The 22,100-nt window shown below is 41.5% G+C and carries 23 protein-coding genes; 22 read left to right on the top strand and 1 reads right to left on the bottom strand.

The features are described from left to right. Window positions 1-17: 17 nt before the first annotated feature. Window positions 18-1,352, top strand: coding sequence for a hypothetical protein (locus ESB13_RS17950; protein WP_129005074.1), 1,335 nt, complete (start codon window positions 18-20; stop codon window positions 1,350-1,352). Window positions 1,353-2,036: 684 nt separating this feature from the next. On the opposite strand, the gene ESB13_RS17945 is transcribed toward ESB13_RS17950, so the two are convergent. Continuing rightward, a complete protein-coding gene (locus ESB13_RS17945) occupies window positions 2,037-2,801 on the bottom strand; it encodes a hypothetical protein (RefSeq protein WP_129005073.1) in 765 nt (254 codons plus the stop codon). A gap of 476 nt (window positions 2,802-3,277) precedes the next feature. On the opposite strand from ESB13_RS17945, the gene ESB13_RS17940 reads away from it, so the two are divergent. The 21 genes from ESB13_RS17940 to ESB13_RS17840 all read left to right on the top strand — a co-directional run bounded on the left by ESB13_RS17940 (window position 3,278) and on the right by ESB13_RS17840 (window position 21,887). Continuing rightward, window positions 3,278-4,540, top strand: coding sequence for a hypothetical protein (locus tag ESB13_RS17940; RefSeq protein WP_129005072.1), 1,263 nt, complete (start codon window positions 3,278-3,280; stop codon window positions 4,538-4,540). 211 nt (window positions 4,541-4,751) lie between these two features. Then, window positions 4,752-5,588, top strand: coding sequence for an RteC domain-containing protein (locus ESB13_RS17935; RefSeq protein WP_129005071.1), 837 nt, complete (start codon window positions 4,752-4,754; stop codon window positions 5,586-5,588). Window positions 5,589-5,698: 110 nt separating this feature from the next. Beyond that, window positions 5,699-6,223, top strand: a complete 525-nt coding sequence (locus tag ESB13_RS17930; protein WP_129005070.1) for a hypothetical protein — start codon at window positions 5,699-5,701, stop codon at window positions 6,221-6,223. 43 nt (window positions 6,224-6,266) lie between these two features. After that, a complete protein-coding gene (locus ESB13_RS17925) occupies window positions 6,267-6,509 on the top strand; it encodes a DUF4134 family protein (protein WP_246022616.1) in 243 nt (80 codons plus the stop codon). Between the two features lie 544 nt (window positions 6,510-7,053). After that, window positions 7,054-8,328 (top strand): group II intron reverse transcriptase/maturase, encoded by a 1,275-nt coding sequence (ltrA, locus tag ESB13_RS17920; RefSeq protein ID WP_129005069.1) that lies wholly within the window; start codon window positions 7,054-7,056, stop codon window positions 8,326-8,328. A gap of 122 nt (window positions 8,329-8,450) precedes the next feature. Further along, the gene (locus tag ESB13_RS17915; protein WP_456236428.1) at window positions 8,451-8,528 is read left to right on the top strand and encodes a DUF4134 family protein; all 78 of its coding nucleotides are present in this window, start codon (window positions 8,451-8,453) and stop codon (window positions 8,526-8,528) included. Window positions 8,529-8,778: 250 nt separating this feature from the next. After that, the gene (locus ESB13_RS17910) at window positions 8,779-9,162 is read left to right on the top strand and encodes a DUF4133 domain-containing protein (protein WP_129005068.1); all 384 of its coding nucleotides are present in this window, start codon (window positions 8,779-8,781) and stop codon (window positions 9,160-9,162) included. Further along, window positions 9,101-11,629 carry a TraG family conjugative transposon ATPase gene (locus tag ESB13_RS17905; RefSeq protein ID WP_246022615.1) on the top strand — a complete coding sequence of 843 codons (2,529 nt, stop codon included), beginning with the start codon at window positions 9,101-9,103 and terminating at the stop codon, window positions 11,627-11,629. Before ESB13_RS17910 ends, ESB13_RS17905 begins: the two co-directional genes overlap by 62 nt. Window positions 11,630-11,646: 17 nt before the next feature. Beyond that, a complete protein-coding gene (locus tag ESB13_RS17900; RefSeq protein WP_129005067.1) occupies window positions 11,647-12,276 on the top strand; it encodes a hypothetical protein in 630 nt (209 codons plus the stop codon). 10 nt (window positions 12,277-12,286) lie between these two features. Next, window positions 12,287-12,964 (top strand): conjugal transfer protein TraI, encoded by a 678-nt coding sequence (locus ESB13_RS17895; protein WP_181955311.1) that lies wholly within the window; start codon window positions 12,287-12,289, stop codon window positions 12,962-12,964. Window positions 12,965-13,028: 64 nt separating this feature from the next. Continuing rightward, complete coding sequence (locus tag ESB13_RS17890) at window positions 13,029-13,670, top strand: hypothetical protein (RefSeq protein WP_129005066.1); 642 nt, start codon at window positions 13,029-13,031, stop codon at window positions 13,668-13,670. Between the two features lie 6 nt (window positions 13,671-13,676). Continuing rightward, complete coding sequence (locus ESB13_RS17885) at window positions 13,677-14,303, top strand: TerB family tellurite resistance protein (protein ID WP_129005065.1); 627 nt, start codon at window positions 13,677-13,679, stop codon at window positions 14,301-14,303. A 29-nt stretch (window positions 14,304-14,332) separates the two neighbouring features. Then, window positions 14,333-15,406, top strand: coding sequence for a conjugative transposon protein TraJ (gene traJ, locus ESB13_RS17880; RefSeq protein WP_129005064.1), 1,074 nt, complete (start codon window positions 14,333-14,335; stop codon window positions 15,404-15,406). 42 nt (window positions 15,407-15,448) lie between these two features. Continuing rightward, on the top strand, window positions 15,449-16,069 hold the full coding sequence (gene traK / locus ESB13_RS17875; protein ID WP_129005063.1) for a conjugative transposon protein TraK: 621 nt from the start codon (window positions 15,449-15,451) through the stop codon (window positions 16,067-16,069). A gap of 3 nt (window positions 16,070-16,072) precedes the next feature. Beyond that, a complete protein-coding gene (locus ESB13_RS17870; RefSeq protein WP_129005062.1) occupies window positions 16,073-16,531 on the top strand; it encodes a hypothetical protein in 459 nt (152 codons plus the stop codon). An 8-nt stretch (window positions 16,532-16,539) separates the two neighbouring features. Then, window positions 16,540-17,820, top strand: a complete 1,281-nt coding sequence (traM, locus tag ESB13_RS17865) for a conjugative transposon protein TraM (protein ID WP_129005061.1) — start codon at window positions 16,540-16,542, stop codon at window positions 17,818-17,820. 10 nt (window positions 17,821-17,830) lie between these two features. After that, a complete protein-coding gene (locus tag ESB13_RS17860) occupies window positions 17,831-18,460 on the top strand; it encodes a hypothetical protein (protein ID WP_129005060.1) in 630 nt (209 codons plus the stop codon). 44 nt (window positions 18,461-18,504) lie between these two features. After that, complete coding sequence (traN, locus tag ESB13_RS17855) at window positions 18,505-19,353, top strand: conjugative transposon protein TraN (RefSeq protein WP_246022634.1); 849 nt, start codon at window positions 18,505-18,507, stop codon at window positions 19,351-19,353. Continuing rightward, window positions 19,353-19,889, top strand: coding sequence for a hypothetical protein (locus ESB13_RS17850; protein WP_129005058.1), 537 nt, complete (start codon window positions 19,353-19,355; stop codon window positions 19,887-19,889). Before traN ends, ESB13_RS17850 begins: the two co-directional genes overlap by 1 nt. 21 nt (window positions 19,890-19,910) lie before the next feature. Then, on the top strand, window positions 19,911-20,570 hold the full coding sequence (locus ESB13_RS17845; RefSeq protein ID WP_129005057.1) for a hypothetical protein: 660 nt from the start codon (window positions 19,911-19,913) through the stop codon (window positions 20,568-20,570). Window positions 20,571-20,594: 24 nt separating this feature from the next. Further along, on the top strand, window positions 20,595-21,887 hold the full coding sequence (locus ESB13_RS17840) for a hypothetical protein (RefSeq protein WP_129005056.1): 1,293 nt from the start codon (window positions 20,595-20,597) through the stop codon (window positions 21,885-21,887). The last annotated feature ends 213 nt before the right edge of the window (window positions 21,888-22,100 follow it).

The raw sequence follows: 22,100 nt of genomic DNA, 5'->3' as shown, positions 1-22,100 counted from the left end.
GGAGTAAATTAAAATTTATGAAATACAGATTCCTATTTATGGTTCTTCTTTGGGGTATGTATTCCTGTCAGAAGTCCACTTTTTCAGAACAATTCCGCATAACTACGGATTCATACCAGAATAATGTTGCAAGGGCATTGTATGATAGTATGCCTCATGAGGTATATCATTTGCTGGATATGACGAAAATGAAAAAAGGTAATCCCATCAAAAACAAATACGGTGTGCGGATTCCATTTAGGGACGTACCTATCAGTAAGAAATTTGTTCAATTAGTAACGGATAGCAATGGTAGGGTTTTATCAGGAAGGGTAGTTGAGATTGCTCAACTGTATGCAAAGCCAAATATTCCCCACAACCAGCAATCTGTAACAGGATCGTTTTCAAAAACTTCATTGGATGGAAAAAATACATCATACTATAATATAGTCGATGGCCGCGCCGTTAAGACCAAAAGTACGGCTTCAAATCTTGCTAGGGGAGGGGGTAGCGGAGGTGGAGAAGACGATGCAGACGAACCAGACCCTATTATGGATGATGGAACTAGTCTCCCGGACTTTATTTTAGTATGTACACCTGCTTCGGTAGGTTATAGCATGGATTTTTACTTCATTTTGCCGGATTTCTCCGATTACACTAATGACAGCTATTATCTGGGCTACTATCAGGAGCTGGATGTGGACACTAATATCCCTGGTGATGTTATTACAGAAGTAGAATTTCCCATTAATAATGATATTGTTGCATTGGAAAAATTGCTAAAGTGCTTCCAAAACGTTTCATCCTATGGAGCAACATATTCTGTTAAACTTTGCACTGATATTCCGGCCAACAGTAACTCTGGATGGCTCATAAATGGGAATTTGTCTCCAGGTCATGCCTTTTTGACCCTAACCAAAACTAACGGAGATAATAGCGTTACCCAGTCATTCGGATTTTATCCAGGGGAGGATGGACGGCCAAGTGATATTCATAATGATGCCAATCATGAATACAACGCGAGCTTAACAATGAATATCAGTGAAGCGCAATTTCAGACCGTCATACAGACTGCTGAGAATAAAGCCCAAAGTGAATCCTATGACTTAAATACTCAGAATTGTGCTAATTTTGCTTTAGACGTGTTTAATTCCGTCCGAAGTAATCCTATTCAAGTTGATCCTATTATCGTCACTGTCGGTATTCCCGGAAATCCACCTTCGTCAGTTGATATATCAATTGACAAATCTCCACAAAAGTTATTTGATAAACTATTGGATATGAAAAATGGAGGTGGAAGCGAAGCTGGCGCTATATCTATTGATCGAACCCATGATTCTAAATCTCCTACAGGCAATGGAACCTGCAACTAAAAAAAAGCGACACTACGTTCGCACAATTCTGATTATACTGCTATTGGTGACATTGAGTAACTTTCCCCCGCTTCAATGGCCGTTCTACTTCATCGATAGAGGTGATTGCGATTTCTCTAATGGTGATGGCTCGTTTTACTTTCATGAAGTGTCATTTAAAGAGCGAACTTATGAATCTATGGGAAAGGCCCAGTTTGAAGGATACTGTCAGCAGGTACAGCAAGGTAAGAGAGAGGGTGCATTGGAAAGTTGCCAGGTATATCGCTTAACTGCTATAAATCCGCTCAAATTTTGGTTATATAAGGACTTTCTTTTTGACGAAAAATACAAAGTTAAATACAACTCGTCCATCGCCCGGCCTAGATAATAGTGTTGGCAACCCTTTTAGAATCCTGACCTAATATTCCTTCTATGGTGTTTTGTATAACACTTTACAATCACTCAGCTTCGGTTAGCGGTATTTCGAGATCACCGCCTTTGGCTTCAAACGAATCCTGTTATATTTTTTCAGGTAAGCCATTTCAATCGAATCTGACAGCCTTTCTAATGATAGTATATCAGTGGCATAATTAACATTAAACTTGAGGGGAGAACACTTTCCATATGCACAGGAGTCTTTCTGCATGCTATAACTATCGTTAATTGCCAGAAAGCTAAATGCTTTCGACTATCCTGTTCAATTTTTCAGGCGGAAAGATAAACATCGAAAACAACGTATGTTGCTGTGGCCATGCCATAATGATCGAAATTGAACATCATGCTGTCGTTACTCCTGAATATCATGGCCCAAGCCTTACCGATGCCGGTATTTGTGCCGCCCGATCCATATTGATTAAACATGAAGAGGATTCTGTTTTGTCCGGGATGTAGAAATCGGCTCAATTCTATTCGTGTGGAAGGCCCGCATTCCCCTCTGTCTATTTTCAAGTGCGGTTTAACAGTCCCATAATAAATCCTTTGAGCTAAATCCCACCCTTCACGATCATCATTCGCCAAAATTTTTACATCCTGTATTACTTCCATAGGGGCGAAATGATACTGGTAAATCGAATTATCGTTGAATTTATGATTGTAATCAAAGGTGAATATTCTGTGTGAATTTGGGAACTCGTTATCAGCGTCTACCTTGTCTGTATTAAAGCCAATGGTAGAGAATCGGCAGATTATATTGTCGCTAACAAGGTCTCCAGAATCATTATATAATCGCTTATATAAATACAAATCAAAACTGCTTGTTGTCAACCGGGTATTCCATCCTATACAAGTGTAGTCTACAGACTTCTTCTCATTACCAGCATATATAAATTCACCAAGCACTATTTCTTGGTTTAGTATAACGTTTCCCTCATACCAGAGTGATGGCAATTCTCTTCCGTTGGCACCTTCCAAAATCCTAATCTTCAAACCATTGTTACAGCGAACGACTTTAAGTATCACTTTTTCTACCATAGGGTTGTAATTAAATTTGAGCGAGTATTAGTTAACCTTAAGGTACGAAATAATCAATTTGAGACTACCTGATTTAATGGGTCGAGGAAGTCCATTAGAGATCAGGTATTATCTACTACGAGATTATAATAAGGAATTAAATGAAAAGGGTAGAAGAGAGGATCTAGCAACGCTCTTGGTACCACACTGTTTCCTCAACTAAAAAGAAATTTTAGAGACTTGCTAAATAGCAACTCGATGTTGTAACATCTAATTTAGCTTTGTAAGCATAGAGGAATTGTCCAATGAATCGAAAGATAACTATTGATGTAATGAGGTAATGTCTCAAACTGACACTTTGGCCCGTTTTTGGATGTATGGCGATTAAAATTAATGCGAAGGCGTGGTTTTATATTTTGGAACGCTTGCTTCATTATGAACAATAAGATTTTTGAAAGGGTGGGAAACTTATATTAGATGCTGTTAACCTTAAAAAGATGTCCTACGAATTTTACCAACTTGAAGAACTGATAAGAGAATGCTTATCACCTGAAGCTATTTCAACCAAACTGGCAGACGAGAAAGGTGCAGGTCGCTTCCTTCAAAAGGTTAAGGAGAAAGTACAAAATCTAAAGACCTTACTGGTAAATAGCGTAATAGCGGCCCCCAATGAGTTAGCCGCTGAAACACTCGTACAATTCTCCCAAAAAGAAATTAGCATCTATCTGCACGAAATCTTGGAATACCTTGACCCCAAGAAACACCCAAATCTTCCTACAACCGCTGTCTCTTTTTTTTCGGCATCGAGTAAAGAACTGGAAAGTGTTCTTTCGTTTATATTGAGGCATTTTACCCAATATTTTGATTTGGAACAACCAGTTACACAATCACATAAATTAATTGCTTGTCAGAAACTAAGTAAATTAATTCGTGACATAAAAGTGCAATACAAACATGATGCTATAGATGTGAGTCTATTGAATATGGTTCTCAGGTCAGTAAATAATATTATTACATCTAAGTCAGAGATCTCCTATAGAAGAATGAAGTATATGGAAGAATTGACTGAACAACTAGGTAAACTGACAGATTCTGACAATTCAATAGGAAACTATATCCAATTCTTTGACGTGATTGCCGAACAACTGGAAGAGGTCGGCATACCAGAAAAGGATTTAACGATAAAGCTGCATATCATTTTATTATACCTTAACTATAACTCACCGCAATATATTAGCCATTGTGTTAAAGCACTATGGTCTAAAATGAGGGGACACGACCGCAAGCAAAAACTAGCGATACTTAGCCTGTATGGCAAGTTGATGAAGCAGCTTAAGTCAAAACCAGGGTTTAGTTTTGTTCCAGAATACCCGTCGGCACTACAGCAAATTAGTGACTGGATTGAAATTGAATCTAATTATTTGACCAATAAAAGCTCTGAGGATACTGAGCTTATTATGCCAGAAGCGCCTAATACAGTTGGTAAGATAGAGAAAGTTGCCTTTGGCATGTCTTCGGCTAGACTTGCTGTAGTACTTAATGTCTTTATGAGCGAAGAAATTAAAGCGATCACAGATCAGAATGTCGCTAAAGTGTTCCGCACATTCTCAGCCGTAGCAATTACACCTGGATCGGATAATCTCAACCCGGCAGGATTGAGGTCTAAAGCAAATAATCTAAGAAAAGAGGCCGTGGAGTGGACTACAGACTTTTTTTATAAGTGCTACACGTACTTGCGTCGGCGGCATCTGAATAAATAATTTTTAGACGTTATCTAATTGATAACCAATTGAAATGGGGGTGGGCTAATAGCCCACCCCCATTTTCTTTTCCGGCAAAAAAAATTTCCTTTGATGTTCATTAGCTAATGTATTGTTGAACCATATCAATTTCCAGGGTAGGTAGAACCTACCGGCTGATCAGTGCTTTTTCATCCCTGCCTAACCATTGTTAATCAAAAAAGGAAAAGAAATGAAAAAGTTTATTGAAAAACTCATATCTCAGCTTGATGAAGATCTTGCCAATGTGGACGAAACAAATGAAATCAGTCAGACACGTACAAGCATGGACATTGTTTCCCGTCAACTCCATGAACTTAAAAATTACATATTGGACTACCAGTTTCTTAACAAGGAAGAAGAGATAGATTTTTTTAAAACCTATCTGCCACCATTGTATAGTAAGCTGTTGTATTACAAACAGGTATTGCACTGGGAGGTCCGTTCACCATTTGCAAGTCAGGCACAACGGGCTTACTTGGAGGCCGAATTGAAACGTTTTACCGATGCACTGGAATTGGAAAGGGAGTTTATCGCATATTGTCGTACCGGTAATACCACAATGGATGAAATCTACTTCACCCGGAATGAAGCCTTCGCCACTCACTACGAACCAGATTTAGCTATCACATATGACATTCGCTTTTGCACCAAAGGAAGCCTTCGTTTATCTCATGTACTGGCTAATGAAATGCTTATACGTAATATAGAGAACCGACTACAGGTGAATAACGTTTCAGCCGAAAAAGCGGGCAAAAGCTCTCATCAAGCGGATGACTTGGTATTTACTGGTAGCAAAAATGATCTTACGGAATTAATATTTGCACTGCATTCATCCGGTGTATTCGGTCAGGCTACAGTAAGGCAGATTGCGGACTGGATTCAGGCTTCGTTACACGTCAGTTTAAATAACTATTACCGGGTGTTCCAGTCACTTCGCATCAGGAAAGACCCTGTTCAGTTTCTTCATTTTTTGACAAACGCTTTAACAAAGAGAATGGATGAAGCTGACCTGAATCCACGGTATTAAAAAAACTATATACAGGTGTATATCTGGTGTATAAATCCCCCCTTCCTGTGATAGTATGTTTGTGTCGTGATGATTGACAAACATATTGATAACACAAAATCAAAATAGTGATGTTAGCAGGGATATTGAGTTGGGGCCAGTTGTTGACTTTGTTGGGTGGCGCGGCGGCAGTGTATTACGGTTATGTGATAGTGAAGTATGGTAAAGTGCTATGGAAGAGTGGGCCGCCGCCCACTCCATCAAACAAGAAACGTATTTGGCACGTCGAAACACAGGATGAGTTGGATGATAACGAGCAATCCCCCGAAAGAGATGTAACACCAGCGCCGATTGCCGCTGATCCTCAACCAATGGTAAAGCCAGGATTTGTATTTGAACCAGGTCCGGAAGAACAGGCACTGGATACCATGTCTTTGGTGGTTGATAGTATTGAAATCATACTGGAAAACGCAGGCCCTGACTTTGACAAGGAAAAAGTTTTCGCCCAAATTACACAGGAGGTAGCTTCAGCTCCTGTACTACATCTCCCACCTTATAGAAGCATGCTAGCTAACGTGATTATCCGTAAAGCTGCTGAAGTTGCACGTTTGCAGCTTACCGCTGAAGAAGCCGAGGCATTAATTCCTGCCGCTTAGTCGCTTCAGTTCTGATCTTTTTTAATTCTAAATACATATTGTAATGAAACGACTGTGTGATGTATTGGTTCGTGTGAAGGATCATGTCTGTTCAAGAATAACATTATTGTTCCTTTCGGTTATGGCAGCAGCATTAAAGGCGGCAGCCCAGGGACAGGGACAGGGCCAGGGATCGGCTGGTTTAAATGCGGCAGAAGCAGCGGTCAAAAGTTACTTCCCGCCCGCTATCAACCTGATGTATGCGATAGGTGCATTGATGGGAATCGTAGGTGCTGTGAAGGTTTAGTGTGCCGTGAACGCTTAGCTGGCTTGAATAACAGCGAAAGCGATGCTCTGTAAAAGATGAGGGTGGGCCCCTCGGAACCGCCCTACAGGGGGAGGTTTCAAACCAGCGTATGCGGCTTTAGTTAAGAGCTTTGGTCGTGAGCAATGCGTTAAAAGTCTGTTAATAAACAGGCGGGTGACTATGTAGAAGGTGACCGCAAGGGAACCACTGATGAGGTACCGAAATATGGAAGAAGATGTCGAAACCGAACTCCTAGACTTGGTTCGGGATAAGCTGAGGGGAAACCTGCTTACTGCTTCAGCGGCATCCGGTATAGAGGTGGCACGAGCTGCATAGAGGCTTTTACAGGGAACACGGGAACCTGTCGTCAGGATGTTAAGGGAGAAGTTCAAGCAGAGAACCTGTAAGAATGAGAGTACCGATGCCTGGCACAGGGTCAGACTAACTCATAGTAGTGTTGAAGCCTTTGTAATGAAGGTGGAGCGAAGGGGTTAGCTTATTCAGCGAATTGATTTGAACAACTAAGAAAACTTAGGAGGATTTAATGAAAAACGCAAAGTCATTTGAGATCTCCAAACAACTTGTTTGGGAAGCATTCAAGAGGGTAAAGGAAAACAGAGGAACATCGGGAATTGATGATGTTACAATTGCTGATTTTGAGAAGAACCTCAAAAGTAACCTGTACAAAATCTGGAACCGTATGAGTTCTGGCTGTTACCTGCCATCACCTGTGAAGCTGGTAGAAATACCAAAGTCGAACGGTGGTACGCGCCCTCTGGGAATACCAACGGTAGAGGATCGTGTGGCGCAGATGGTGGTAGTAATGACTATCGAACCATTTATTGAACCACACTTCCATGCAGATTCTTATGCTTATCGAAAGAACAAATCAGCGCACGATGCACTGGAAACAGCGAGAAGTCGCTCGTACACCTTTCATTGGGTTGTTGACCTGGACATTAAAGGGTTCTTCGATAACATCGATCATGATCTGCTCATCAAAGCTCTGGAAAGGCATGTTACCTCTAAGTGGGCAATGATGTACATCAAACGTTGGTTAGCTGTCCCTTATCAGGTGAAGGATGGGTCACAGGTGCAGAGAAACAAAGGTGTACCACAAGGTTCCGTTATCGGGCCTATACTGGCAAATCTCTTCCTGCACTATGTATTCGATGAATGGATGAAAAGAAATCATTCTAACCTTTCATTCGAAAGATACGCTGATGATACCATCGTGCACTGTGTAAGTCTGAAACAGGCTGAATTTATCAAGAAGGCCATTCAGAAACGGTTAGCAGACTGCAAGTTGGAACTCAACGAGACAAAGACGAAGATCGTCTACTGTAAGAAGAACCATCGTGAGATTGAACATGAATGTATTCAGTTTGATTTTCTGGGTTACACCTTCAGACCGCGACGCGCAATTGACGTACACGGCGAAGTATTCCTAAATTTTTCACCTGCCATTAGTAAATCGGCCAGGACGAAAATATGGAAGACCATTAGGGAGTGGAACCATCATTACTGGGTGCAGCTCACGCTGGAAGAAATTGCTAAGCAGATCAATCCTGTTATTCAAGGCTGGATTAACTACTATGGCAAGTACAACATCAAGGTGTTGAAAAACATTCTTCAGCGGATCAATCTTAAACTGTCTCGTTGGGTTCGGAATAAGTTCAAAGGGTTTAGAAAATTCAAGACCAAGGCAATTTACAGGCTGGGTGACATTGCATTAGCAAAGCCTAATCTGTTTGCGCACTGGACCTGGGGAGCTAAACCTACTGCAAGTCCGAGAAATCGGAAAAGACTTGCAGCGTGACTGAATAAGAAGAGCCGTATGAGTCGAGAGATTCACGTACGGTTCTGTGAGAGGCTTAGGGTGCGATTCCCTTTGCCTACTCGATCAACAAATGGTCTGCCGGTGACCAGGACACATCGAAGGTGGCAAGCTCCTGGTTTGGTGCATGTATCTTCCTGGTTGTAGTGGCTAGCATTTTAAAAGCCTTTTATAATGTATAAAGGCCGTCAAAAAATTGGGGAAAAGGGCCGGGATATTATACTGACTTGCAATTAAAGCGGTCAGAAACTAACAGCCGGTTAGGCTGCGGCTAGTACCCAATCATACATAACAGGAATGCCCGGTTTATAGACTGTATGCGGTGATTATTGATCTCGTGTTGTTCTCCTGACGTAAGCATACAGCTATTGATACGAGGCAAGTCGGTGGAATACCGGGCGTTCCTGTTTTTTTTGTCTTCAATTCTAAAGCATGAAAGTATATCAGATCAATAAAGGTGTCAATAAGCCGCTGGAAGTAAAAGGCATTAAGGCGCAGTACCTTATTTATCTGGCGATAGGTGTAATAGTATTATTGATGATCTATGTAATAGGTCATCTTGCAGGAGCGCCCGGTTTTATGTTATTGCCAACTGTGGGTGTTTTAGGGTTTGTTTTGTTTACATGGGTAAGCCAGGCGTCGAGTAAGTATGGTGAACATGGATTGATGAAAGTCATGGCTTACCGCCGGGTGCCTTCTGCAATTTTATCGTCTTCCAGGAAACTGTTTTTCCGATTAACCGAAAATGTGATGAATGATGATAGTGGTATTAGCGTTAGTTCTCGTCGTAGTGACAGCAGTAGTATTACAAATTAAGCCACCGGCAGATACTACGAAAAAGCTGGAAAGAATCATCCCCATTTATAAAGTCGAAAACGATGCTGTTATCAGTAAAAACGGTGACATTACCATTGCTTTCCAATTACGCCTTCCAGAGATTTTTACATTAAGTCCGGAGAATCTGGATGCCATTCATCATGCATGGGTAAAGGCGATGCGCATTCTGCCTACCGGGACTATTTTGCACAAGCAGGATTGGTATGTAGATAAGAAATACAAAGGCAACTTTAATCGGGAGGACCATACTTTTCTGAGTTATAGTAGTGAGAAATATTTCCATGAACGGCCATACCTGGACCATCATTGCTATCTGATGTTAACCCTTCCTGCCAAAGGAAGAAAGCCAGCAAGCTCAGTGTTATCAAACTTATTGCGTGATTCTTTTGTACCACCGCAGACAATAAACCCAGCAATTTTTCAGCATTTTTTGGACAAAGCAGGGCAATTTGAGAAACTAATAACAGCTAGCGGTGCCATTCAGTCGAGGAAACTTTCTGCCTCTGATTATATTGGAGATCAGAATAGCGCTGGCCTATTTGAAAGGTATTTATTCCTGGCTCCAGGTGATAACAACCCGGAGATAAAAGACATCACATTTAAACCTGATTTGAGAATAGGGGAGAACCTCTGCCAGTTATATACCCTTAGTGATGTAGAAAACCTTCCGTCTATTTGTAGCCCTAAGATTCAGAATGAGAAGTATTCTACTGATAAAACAAAATTCTTTGTCGGATTTGCATCGCCGGTTGGTCAGCTTTTGAGTTGTAACCATATCTACAATCAGTACGTTATTATTCAAGATCCGCTCAAGGAAACCAAGCAGTTGGAAGCGAAACGCAGGCGTATGCAGTCTCTTTCCAACTATTCAAGGGAGAATAGTATCAGTCGTGATGCGGCTAACGATTTTCTCAATGAAGCCATTAGTGAACAGAGGCAGTTTGTCCGTGCGCACTTCAATGTACTGGCGTGGTCCGATAATGCTGGCGATGTAAAGGATCTCCGCAACAAGGTGGCTACCGCCCTGACGCAGATGAATGCGGTTCCCTGTCTGGAAATAAAAGGTGCGCCGCAATTGTTTTGGGCTGGATTGCCAGGTAATGCCGCAGACTTTCCAATGAATGAGACGTTTTCTACGTTCTCCGAGCAGGCAATTTGTTTTTTCAATCAGGAAAGTTCGGCGGAGACTTCTATAGCGCCTATAGGTATTAGGTTGGCAGATCGGATAACAGGTAAGCCCCTATTTGTGGATTTAGACCTGGCTCCGCGTGCCAATGGAGTAATCCAAAATCTCAATCGTGTCATCTTAGGCCCTAGTGGTTCTGGAAAGAGCTTTTTCACAAATGCCTACATGCGTTCTTGCTATGAACAGGGGGCGCATGTGGTGATTATCGATGTCGGGCATTCGTATTCAGGTTTGTGCTCTCTGGTGAAGGGCTATTATTTCACCTATGAAGAAAAGAACCCGATTAAATTCAATCCCTTCTACATTTCCGTTGGGGATACGCTCGATACTGAGAAAAAAGAAAGCATTAAAACGTTGTTGCTTGCCCTATGGAAGAGAGATACGGAAGTCTTTAAACGCAGCGAATATGTCGCATTATCCAATGCTTTAACAGCATATTACGTGTATCTGGATTCCAACGCGCAAGTGTTTCCTTGTTTCAATACCTTCTACGAATTTTTCAGGGATGAGTATGTAGCTATACTGGAAGCAGAGAAAGTGCATCAACGGGATTTCGACATTAACAATTTCCTTTTTGTCATGAAACCCTATTACACTGGGGGAGAATTTGATTACCTGTTGAATGCCACCGAGAATTTGAACTTGTTGGATGAGCGGTTTATAGTTTTTGAGTTGGATAATATTAAGGATAATCAGGTCCTCTTTACGGCAGCCACGATCACGGTTATGCAGCTCTATATTAATAAGATGCGCAAGTTAAAAGGCATCCGGAAAGTTATTCTTATAGAAGAGGCATGGAAGGCACTTATGAAAGAGGGATTTGCAGAATACATCAAGTACCTCTACAAAACTGTTCGCAAGTTTTACGGTGAAGCAATCGTCGTTTCCCAGGAAGCGGATGACATGATCGCAAGCCCCATAGTGAAACAAGCAATCATCAATAATAGTGATACTAAAATCTTGCTGGATCAAAGTAAATACCAAAACAAGTTTGACCAGATCCAAGAGCTGTTAGGCTTAACGGACAAGGAAAAGGCACTTATTCTTAGTATGAATAAAGCGAATGAACCAGGTAGAAAATACAAAGAAGTCTTCATTAGCCTTGGTGGGACCGTAAGCAAGGTGTATAGAACAGAAGTGTCCCGACAGGAGTATTACACCTATACTACCGAGCAAACGGAGAAAACAAAAGTACAGCAGCTAGCAGCCATTCATGGAAGTATGGAAAAAGGTATTCAGGCAATGGCAAATGCGGCATAATCTTAAAAATAGATGGTATGAGTGAAACTTATTTCGCAAAATCGATGGTGATGGCATTGGGTTTTGATTCCATATTACCCATCCAGGAAATTGATGCAATGGCAGCGCAACAACTGCCTGCATTCTCCTTGTATTGCAGGAAAAAAGAGGATAAAGCCAATTTTCATTTTAAAGTTGATTTTATAAGGGATGGTTCTGAGATGTATCATGTCGATGGATACACAGCGGCACTCCTGGTGAATAGGGATTTCGATCAGGTTTATATTGGATCTGTTTCAGTAAGGGATTTGGAAGAGGATTTTAAACAACTGCCTTGGAATGAGCGATATGCCGGAGACGCCCGCACACGTTTGGATGCCTGGAACAACTTGTATGCTGCAATAGAAAAACTGGTATGGATAATTTCTTCACCATCACATGAGGATAGATTAATTGGTATCTACCTTGCTTTAAATTATTTACCACTATCGATGCTGGGGTCTTTCTATATAACCCGTGATGTCTTTACCGTACTTCCAAAAGATATGTTGATCCATGTCGATTTTTCGGGAGCAACGGCCTACTATCCTGTTGATAAGGCGACATCGGAATTATATAGCCGCCTTGATACCCAAGAGAAGAAATCTTTATTCCGGTTCTTTAAATAGCAGCTGTATAATGAAAAAGTCCTTATTGATTGGCCTGTGTTTGTGTGTTTTATTTACCGTGGCTCCAACTCAAAAATCCCACGCTATCGTATGGGTAGTAGTGAAGGCAGCAGCCAAAAAGGTTATCAAGGCTATCGATCTGCAAGTGCAGCGATTGCAAAACAAGACCATTGGTCTTCAGAATGCGCAGAAGGTCATAGAAAATACCTTGTCAAAGCTAAAGCTGGATGAAATTTCCGGTTGGGTTAACAAACAGAAGGAGTTGTACCAAACCTATTATGATGAATTGGTAAAGGTAAAGAACGTTATCACTTATTACCAGGAGATCCGCGTTATCATTCAAAAACAAGTCGATATGGTAAATGAATACCGGGAGGCTTACAATCTTTTCCGAAATGATACGCATTTTACCCCGGATGATATAGCTCATATGGGAGAGGTATATGATGGCATCTTATCTCAAAGTGCGCAGAATCTTAAATCGATTAACTTGGTAATCAATTCTTTTTTTACCCAAATGAATGATGCGGCCCGGTTGGAACTGATACATGAAGCAGGAGCCGCCATTGATGAAAATTATAATGATTTACGTCGATATAATAGTGCTAATAAAGCCAAAGCATTAAACAGGGCAAGAGATGAAAATGATCTGCTTGCGTTACGTCGGCTGTATGAGATCATCGATTAAGTGTAAAAGCCCGCTTTTAATTCGGTAATAGTCATAGCAGGAGTGGTATTGTAAATGTGTTTGTATGAAAAACGTGATCTTGTTAATGTCTTTAATACTGCTAGCTCACTTCGGGCATGCGCAGACCTGGGATGAGTGGTTTAATCAGAAGAAAACGCAGAAAAAGTACTTGCTGGCACAAATTGCCGCCTTTCATACCTATGCCGAGTATTTGAAGAAAGGCTATGATATAGCAAAAGGTGGATTAAACGCTATTCATGATATTAAAAATGGAGAATTCGGTTTACATCGTGATTATTTCAATGCATTAAAACAGGTAAGCCCTGTTGTTCGGCAGTATGCTCCCCTGGCAGAAGCAGCTAATAATATCGTCTTTGCAATTAAGCTGTGTACGGAGGCGAAACAGAGAATGATAGGTAATGATCGTTTTCTGCCAGCACAAAGGGAATTTTACGTAAGGTGTATAGATACATTGATCGGTCAAATCACTAATACGTTGGATGACCTCATCGCGATAACCACTAACGGACGATTCCAGATGACGGATGATGAACGCATTCAGCGAATTGATGCGGCCCTCAAAGCGAACCGTGCGCAGTCTGCTGATGCAGGAAAATATTATCAGCTTGTAATTTCTATAGATAAGAATATTGAAAAGCAATTGTCGGAAGATAATGCTTTGCAGGTGTTGTTAGATGTTAAATAGTGATGTATGAAGTGGCTTTTTACAGTATTGTTATTACTGTTGATAATACCCCGTCAAGGGAATGCACAGGGAACGGAGTTAGCTCAGTTGTGGCTGAATGTTGATAAGCTAACACAGCTGCAAAGCATTTTGCAGGATATGTATAAGGGGTACAGAATACTTTCAGATGGGTATAATAAGGTTAGAGACGTAGCCAGTGGTAACTACAAATTACACGAAGTTTTTTTGGACGGACTTTACATTGTTAGTCCGGAGGTAAAGAAATACAAGCGTGTCGGTGATATTATTTCTTGTCAGTTATCGATTTTAAAGGAAGGAAAGGAAGCCTGGCAAACGTTTGGATCGGCCAGCGTGTTCCAAAGCTCTTATCGAGATTATATCAGCCGTGTATTGAATAACCTGTATGATGGATCGCTCAGGAACTTATCTGAGTTGACAATGGTAATCACGTCTGGTTCCTTAAGGATGTCGGATGATGAGCGCCTGAAAGCAATTGACAGGATCTATGGCGATGTACAAGGGAAACTTACATTCCTTCGGTTGTTCAATATCGATACCAGGACTTATATGGTTAACCTTATTCGCGAAACTGGTGAAAACAATGGCCTGCAAACGCTGCTAGACCTGAAGTGATTTTTGAGCTGTTTTAAAATAGTGTAGATATGAAATGTAGTTGTGTGGTTTTAATGGCTATAGCTGGCGGGCTGCTGATACCTTCGATAGCATCAGCGCAGAGCGTTGCAGACCATATAAATGGATTGCAGGCTGTTTTAGATAAGTTGTACAATGATATGCTACCCAAATGTAGCAGTCTGATCGGGGTGGGCAGGGCCATCGCTTGTCTTGCTTCCGTTTTTTACATCGGTCACAGGGTTTGGCGTAGCATGGCGGCAGCGGAACCTATTGACGTATACCCGTTGTTGAGACCTTTCGCTATCACGCTTGTCATATTAAACTTTCCCGCCGTTCTGGCAGTGTTTAACGGTTTTTTATCTCCGACAGTGAACGGTACAAAAGAGATGGTGGTCAATTCTGACGCCGCTGTAAAGGAACTGTTTGCAAAAAAGGAGGCGGCAGTAAAAAATACCGAACAATGGCAGGCATTAGTAGGCGAAACCCAGGAAGGAGACTATTCGCTATGGGTGAAATATGCGCATCCCAGTGACGGCGGTGGTGGCATGTTCTCAAGGATCTGGAAAGAAATGCAATTTATATGGGATAAAATGAAGTACAACATGCAGAATGAACTTAAAATGGTACTGTCTACCATCCTGCAAATCCTGTATGCTGCTGCATCTCTTTGTATTAACACCCTGAGAGTTTTTAATCTTATTTTATTAGGCATATTGGGACCGCTGGTGTTAGGACTGAGCGTATTTGACGGGTTACACCATACACTGCCTGTTTACCTTGCCAGGTATATCAATATTTACTTATGGCTGCCTATCTGTAACATACTTGGCTCCGTATTGGGAACCATTCAGCAACATTTGATTCAAATGGATTTAGACGCCCTTGCTACTAATGGGGTGACAAGTTTCGGATTGTATGATGCTGGCTATCTGGTGTTCATGGTGATTGGTATCATATGTTATACTACCGTCCCTAGTATTGCCGACTGGATTGTGCATGCCGGTGGTGGGTCTGCATTACAACAGAAGGTGACCAGTCATGCGCATAATACGGCTGGTAAAGTAGTCGATGTTGCTACTAATCCATTTGGAATCCGGTCTTGATAAAATGGAATTTGATAATGTGGATCGTGAAAATTGTGTAGAATGTTCCAGCAGTTTAAAAATATAGAATCAGCGTTCAAGCATATTCGTTTGTTTACCGCAGTAGTGATTATTGCCACAATCATCATTAATTGTTATACCATTTATAAGAGTTATCTGTATGCGGGTGAAGCACAGCAAAGGGTATTTGTAATCGTAAATGGAAAGGCCATTCAGGCAGTCGCAGCAAGCAGGAAAGATAATGTTCCCATTGAAGCAGGTGACCATATTAAGGTTTTTCACAGCCTTTTCTTTTCTCTAACACCTGATGAGAAAGCCATACAAGCCGGTTTAAGTAAGGCAATGTATCTGGCCGATAAGTCAGCAAAAGATCAGTACGATGATTTAAAGGAAGCCGGTTATTATGATCAGGTTGTATCTGGCAACATCAGTCAGGAGGTTACCTGTGATAGTGTGCATGTAGATATTGATCACCATCCTTATCCATTTCGGTTTTATGGAAAATTGAGAATTGTCAGGCCAACATCAACAGTTACCCGCAATTTGATTACTGATGGTGTGATCAGGGATCTGAATACCAGAACTGAAAATAATCCGCATGGGTTCTTGATTGAACGCTGGACTATAGTAGATAACACTGATTTAACCGTAAAACAAAAGTAAGATATGTGGTGGAGACCTAGTAATAATAGTGATGCAACTGCAACCTTTTTATGGCGCAATCTGGCGGCTTTTACAGACAGGAAGCTAAGGAGAGTTGCTATCAGGTTAAATACGCTGTTAGACAAATTGACTGTAAAGCAGAAGAAAGCATTTTTCGGTTTTTTTATACTGATTTTCAGCGCAGCAGGTATTATCTGCGTCATTCCCGGAGTACATATTTTGCCTATAAATGGTATCCCCCCGATACAATCTTCACCGCCCCCTGTTTTTCCTGCGGAAAAAGGCAGGAGTTCACACTACAGTGAGCTGGATTCCATACGGGCATATAGTTTTTCAGTCATGCTGGACAGTATGCGCAGAACTGAAGAGGGACAAAAGGAAATTCAGTCCATTGAAAAGGAACATCCCGGCTTGCTGGATAGCATGCTGCAAATTATTAATTCATTGTATCCAAAGAAATAATAACAATTATGGAAAAAGAGAAATTGAAAGTGAGGATATTGTTATTCATGCCAGTGGTAATCATTCCGCTTCTATGCTTAATCTTTTATGGCATGGGTGGGGCAGAAAGTACTAAAGAGCCAATAACGGCAAAGCCGGGTTTTAATAAGAGCCTGCCTTCGCCCAAAGTTGAGGAAAAAGAAGGTATGGATAAGCTGTCGTTGTATCGGAAGGCAGAAAATGACTCTCTCTCATGGCGAAGCCTGGCTCAACGAGACCCATATGCAATTGCTCCGCTAACAGACAGTGAAGAGGTATATCATCCCGATGTTCCATCGATGAATTTTAAGAGAACGAAAGCGGGTAATCCTACAGAAGGAGAAGATAAAGTAAAGCAACAGCTTGCTGTATTACAAAAACAATTAGCCACTCCTGATAAACAAGTGTCCATCAATAGGCCCTATGAAGCGCGGGATACCATGCATAGTGAGACGGACGAACAATTAAAGCGTATTGAACAGATGATGCAGGCAATGCAGGCCGGATCAGGTGTGCCGGACCCGGAAATGATGCAATTGGACAATATGCTCGACAAAGTACTTGATATTCAAAATCCTGACAGGATAAAGAATAAGTTGAAGGAGGAATCATTAAAGAATAAGGGTAAAGTCTATCCCGTTACCATTTCTCCCAGGTCGCAAGGCGATGATTTACTGCCATCTGCTGCCAATACAGGTGATTCCATTTTTAGTAAATGGAAGGATTCGCTTACGCGCATATATTTTCAGCCCGGTAAAAAGAACCAGTTTTTTGATCAGGATGATATGGGTGAGCAACCAGCTGGAACCAATGCCATCTCGGCTGTAGTAGACGAAGAGCAAACGCTTGTTACTGGTGCCGCTTTAAAAATCCGGTTGACGCAGGATATATTTATCAAAGGACAGCTAATTCCCAAAGGCACAAACGCTTTTGGAATATGTAACCTCAACAATGAACGGTTAAACGGTGAAATAAAGGAAATACAGTACAAGGGAAACATCTATCCGGTATCGCTAATTATTTATGATGGTGACGGTATTGCAGGTATTCGTGTTCCAGGTGCTATCGGTAGGGATGTGGCAAAGGACGAAGCCACTAATGCAATACAAACATTACAAATGGCCTCACTTGATCCAAATATCGGAACACAAGCCGCATCGGCGGGCATCAGCGCTGCAAAAAGTTTGCTGTCTAAAAAAACAAAACTGATCAAAGTAACCATCAAGAGCGGCCACCCTATCCTTTTATTGGATGGTAACAACCAGGAATAAAATATAAGCTATGGCAAAAATTACATTGGAGCAGCTGGATAAACTTGGCCTGCAAGCGGCGAAAACACCATTGGAGAAGGCATTACAAACTGGTCAAAAACAGGTTGCTATTAACTTCCAGGAAAAGCAAGGAAAAGATGACCTGATTGTTTACCTGGTATTTCGATTGATGGCCGACCCGAAAACGGTAGACCTTATCGATTATGAAGTTTTATTAAAGCTCCCTATTGTTCTCGATCATCATCAAATCGGGAGTATTGACACTGCGATGCTGGAGCAACGGCTATCGGAAATTGATTGGACCCTGCCTGTACAGAAAGATGATTTAGCCTATAGTACAATGTTGTCGATTGCTATGCAGTTATATGAATTAGAGCAGGCAGGCACCGAAGGATATTCCATAAGTAAACAACTTCAAGTGAAGTATTTTACTGGAACTCCTTTTGCCCTATTAACAGCAGGCGATTTGCGTCTTAGGTCACTCTGCGAGAAATATTATCCCCGGCAATCTTTCTCCAATCATTTTCCTTCGCTAAAGGAAGCGCATTCTTTTATGCGGCATGAGTTAAAAATAAAAGGATGGCATTTGCCGGAACCGCCTAAAAAGAAAGCAGGAAGAATAAGCAGGCAGAAATCCTAACTGTGTGAGATTGAAATTTATTGATGACTAATAATAATGTGAAAATGAAAAAGGTGATGTTGTTTAATTTATTGTTTGTTGGATTTTTCTTTTCCAGGGTACACGCTCAGGTTGCTGGTGAAGTGAAAAACATATATGTAAGTTTTTACGAGACAGTTTTAGTGGTATTTGATGCTCCCGTTCAGGATTATGACAGGGGATCGGCAGATATACTGGCAAAAATTGTCAGCAATAACAAACGTGTCATTAAAATCAAAGCCAACCGGGAGAATTTTAAGCCGACTACCTTATCTGTTTTTACCGATGACGGTGCCATCTATTCTTTAAGAGTGTTCTTTACCGAAGTTGCGCCATCGTTAGAATATCGTTTAAAAGCACCGGGAAGGCCCTCTATTACAGGGTTGTTGCCTAAATCGGACACAGCTTCCCCAACCTTAAACACCATTAGGAGAAATGTGGATACCATCTCCTTATTCAAGAAAATGGCGCGGCATGCCAAAGCAAGCAATAATGGTATGAAAATCAACCTTCGCGGGATTTATGTAGACAATGGCATCCTTTATTTCCATCTCACACTGGCCAATCGATCCAATATCCCTTACATCATTGATTATAGCAAAACATACCAGCGGGATAAATCCAAAGCGAAGCGTACCTCTGTACTGGAACAGGAAATTTCGCCTGTTTATCAGTTATTATCCCCCGGTGAGGTTGTTTCCAATAGATCGGGGCAGACTTGGATTTTAGCTTTCCCTCAGTTTACGATAGCTGATTCCAAGTTTATGACAATCGACCTGTTTGAGAAGAATGGCGATAGGCATCTTCAATTGAAGATCAAGGGGAAAGACATCTTGAAAGCAAAACCATTATTCCCTGATAAAATGGAGCCATAATGAAAAAGGATACCGGTGTTAAAATGAATCCGCTTGAAGAAGCATTACAACGGTGGGCGGCCAAAGAGCAGTTGTACCAAAAGACATTAGGGGCAAATACCACGCAATCAAGATCTTTTTTAAAGGTGAAGCATAAACACCTTCGTAATCTTTACCAACAATTTAAAAATACGCAGGATAAAGATGTGAAGGCATCCTTGAAGATTTTAAAAGCGCATTTAAGAGCTGCCAGACAACAATTATACCCCTGGTGGCAACGTTGGTCTGTAGATATTGTCCGGGCTGTCTGGAATGTGGCTGCATTCCTTTTCAAGGAGGTTAGAAATGCCGCGATAATAGTAATAGCTAAACAGCAGGAGAAACGACGTATCAGTAGTACTCCTTATGACTCCAATGCCCAAAGCGTCAAGACGGCGGAACCTGCCTTGACGAATAATGTTTCGCAGCCAGCAAAACAGCCATTGCTTAAAATGAAACGGAAGGATAATGCACGGGTGATGCTGAACGCGCCGCGCATGGGTAAGGGAATTTCCTAACAGTGAACTGAATTTAGGCATATGGAGACAAATAGGGTAGAAGTGGCGATGAACCGCTGGGATGCGAAGCAAGCGGGGTACATCCAGAAATTTGGCCCGGAATTGTTGCAAGACCGGGAATTTAATCTGCTTCGCTTACAGGTATGGAAGCGAATCGTTGACCAACACAAAAAGCTAAATCTTACAGAAGGTGAGTATGATGATTTACAGTTTGTCAAAGGGCAGATACGACAAATGGATGCTACCCTGTTTCCTGGTTTGAAAGGCTTTTTTCAAAAGCTGAATTATACTGTAACGAGAGCGATTGACCGGATTTTTAATGGGAAACCTGCTTTTTTGAATGATTCGGGTATGTTAGCAGTAACTCCTGATAAGGTATCCGTTACGAATTCCGGGAAATTTGCCCAGAGCAACCAGCTTTCGGCAGTATATGTATCGCCACAAGTGAAAGCAGACCAATTGCAACCACCTAAACAGTCTGAAAATGTTGCAGTGCTTAATACGAATCCCATTGCCACGCCCTTTCCCCAGCCCTTCGTTGCTCCTAAGCAAGAACCTGAGAATTCACCTGTCTTAAACAATGAACCTGAAACAAAAGTGGCTGTTCCAGTGGAAAGAAAGTCTTTTCACCGGGACAGAGAGATTAAAACTACAACCGGCGGAATGCGGACTTTGAAATAATTTTTACATTTTAATTTTTGAGTTATGGATAATGTGCAGAATGATTTTGAAAACAACGTAGGTCAGAATTTTGCGGTATTAACAGATACAGTTCGTATCAGGCAATTACCTGAAACAGTTTTGGATACATTGCAGGAGCAAATGGCTACCCGAAGACCAGAAATTAAGACTTTCGGGATGGCCGGATTTGACGATAGCCCTACAATAATAAGTATTGAGGCCACCTTTAACTTGATAGATGATACCTACTACTATAATAGGGCGCTGGCTATGGTAAGTAAGGAAATCGATATTCATCATGAGAAAATTGGTGACCTCAATACTGCGGATCTGGAAGCCCGTCTGGCAAACCCACCCAGTCAAGATTTTGTAACACCTGAAAATAGCCATGAATACAATATTGCTTTTGCCGCTTATCAAAGTGAAATCACCAAGGACTTATTAATCGTTCAGCAGGAAAAACCGGAGATTTTCAACCGACTGATGGTGAAATATGGTCCTGACGTGGATATTCAAATGGATAAGGCCACACTAGAGCGTCAGGCGAAAATTGATGCCGATCATAATAAGTCGTTTGAATTTAGTGATTACTTTAAGTTGACCACCCTGGAAATGTATAACCTCCTTGAGGATGGGAACAGGAACGAAGAGAGAAGGGCTGTGTACAAAACGTTAAAGCGGTACGACTATGTGGATTCCGAAGGCAATATTGTCGAAGGGAATAACTTGAAAGACCGTCAGGACCTGAAGCGCGTCCCTTCAAAATTCGATACATGGCTGAGAATGAAGGAGCAACCCGATGGTAGTTTGGGAATAGAATTCGTTGGGGGCCTGCGTAATGTTGAATCTAAACTAAAGGGATTTAACTTCCTGAATATGGATGATGACCAGTACGTAAATAGGCTGGCTTACCATATCAGGAAAGGTAGTGAGGTTATTGTACAATTTCGTAATGCATCAGGTGTATCGGAATTATTAGTTTCTGCTAATCCCCCTGAGGGATTGAAGATTAAGAATATGGATGGAAAAGTCCTAAGTCCGGTACCTTTTTTAAAAGTACAGCCGGAAAGGAAAAATCTTTCCAGGCCGGTTGTACTAAGTACAAATGAACGCCAGCAAAAATATGCGCAGTCAAATCATACAGCTGGTCCTAATACGCCCGCTAACGGACAGCAGCCAATTGCGGCTCAAAACAATGATGGAGGCAATCAAAATACCCAAAATGCTCACCAGGGAGTAATGCAGCAGTTTCGATCATTTTTTGGACGTAATAGGGAGGTTGGGGAAGATAACAACAAAAATGGCAAGAGGAGGTAGTCGTACTGCAACGGGGAAAGATACACTCGTTTCACTTCCCCGTTGTTGCTTTTTGGGAGTCGGCTTTTAATATTTCTATTTGACCGCCGTTGCATTCTATGGTTCAACCAAATAAAAACAGGTGTTAATAAAAAAAGGGCTGGGGAAACAGTATACAGTTACTTCCCCAGCCAAGTTACTACAAGGAGATTTTCACTCCACCATTGACAACAA

This window comes from Filimonas effusa, from assembly GCF_004118675.1.
Lineage (GTDB): Bacteria > Bacteroidota > Bacteroidia > Chitinophagales > Chitinophagaceae > Filimonas > Filimonas effusa.
Note: the sequence above shows the minus strand (reverse complement) of the source record. Positions and strands in the feature narration are given on the sequence as shown.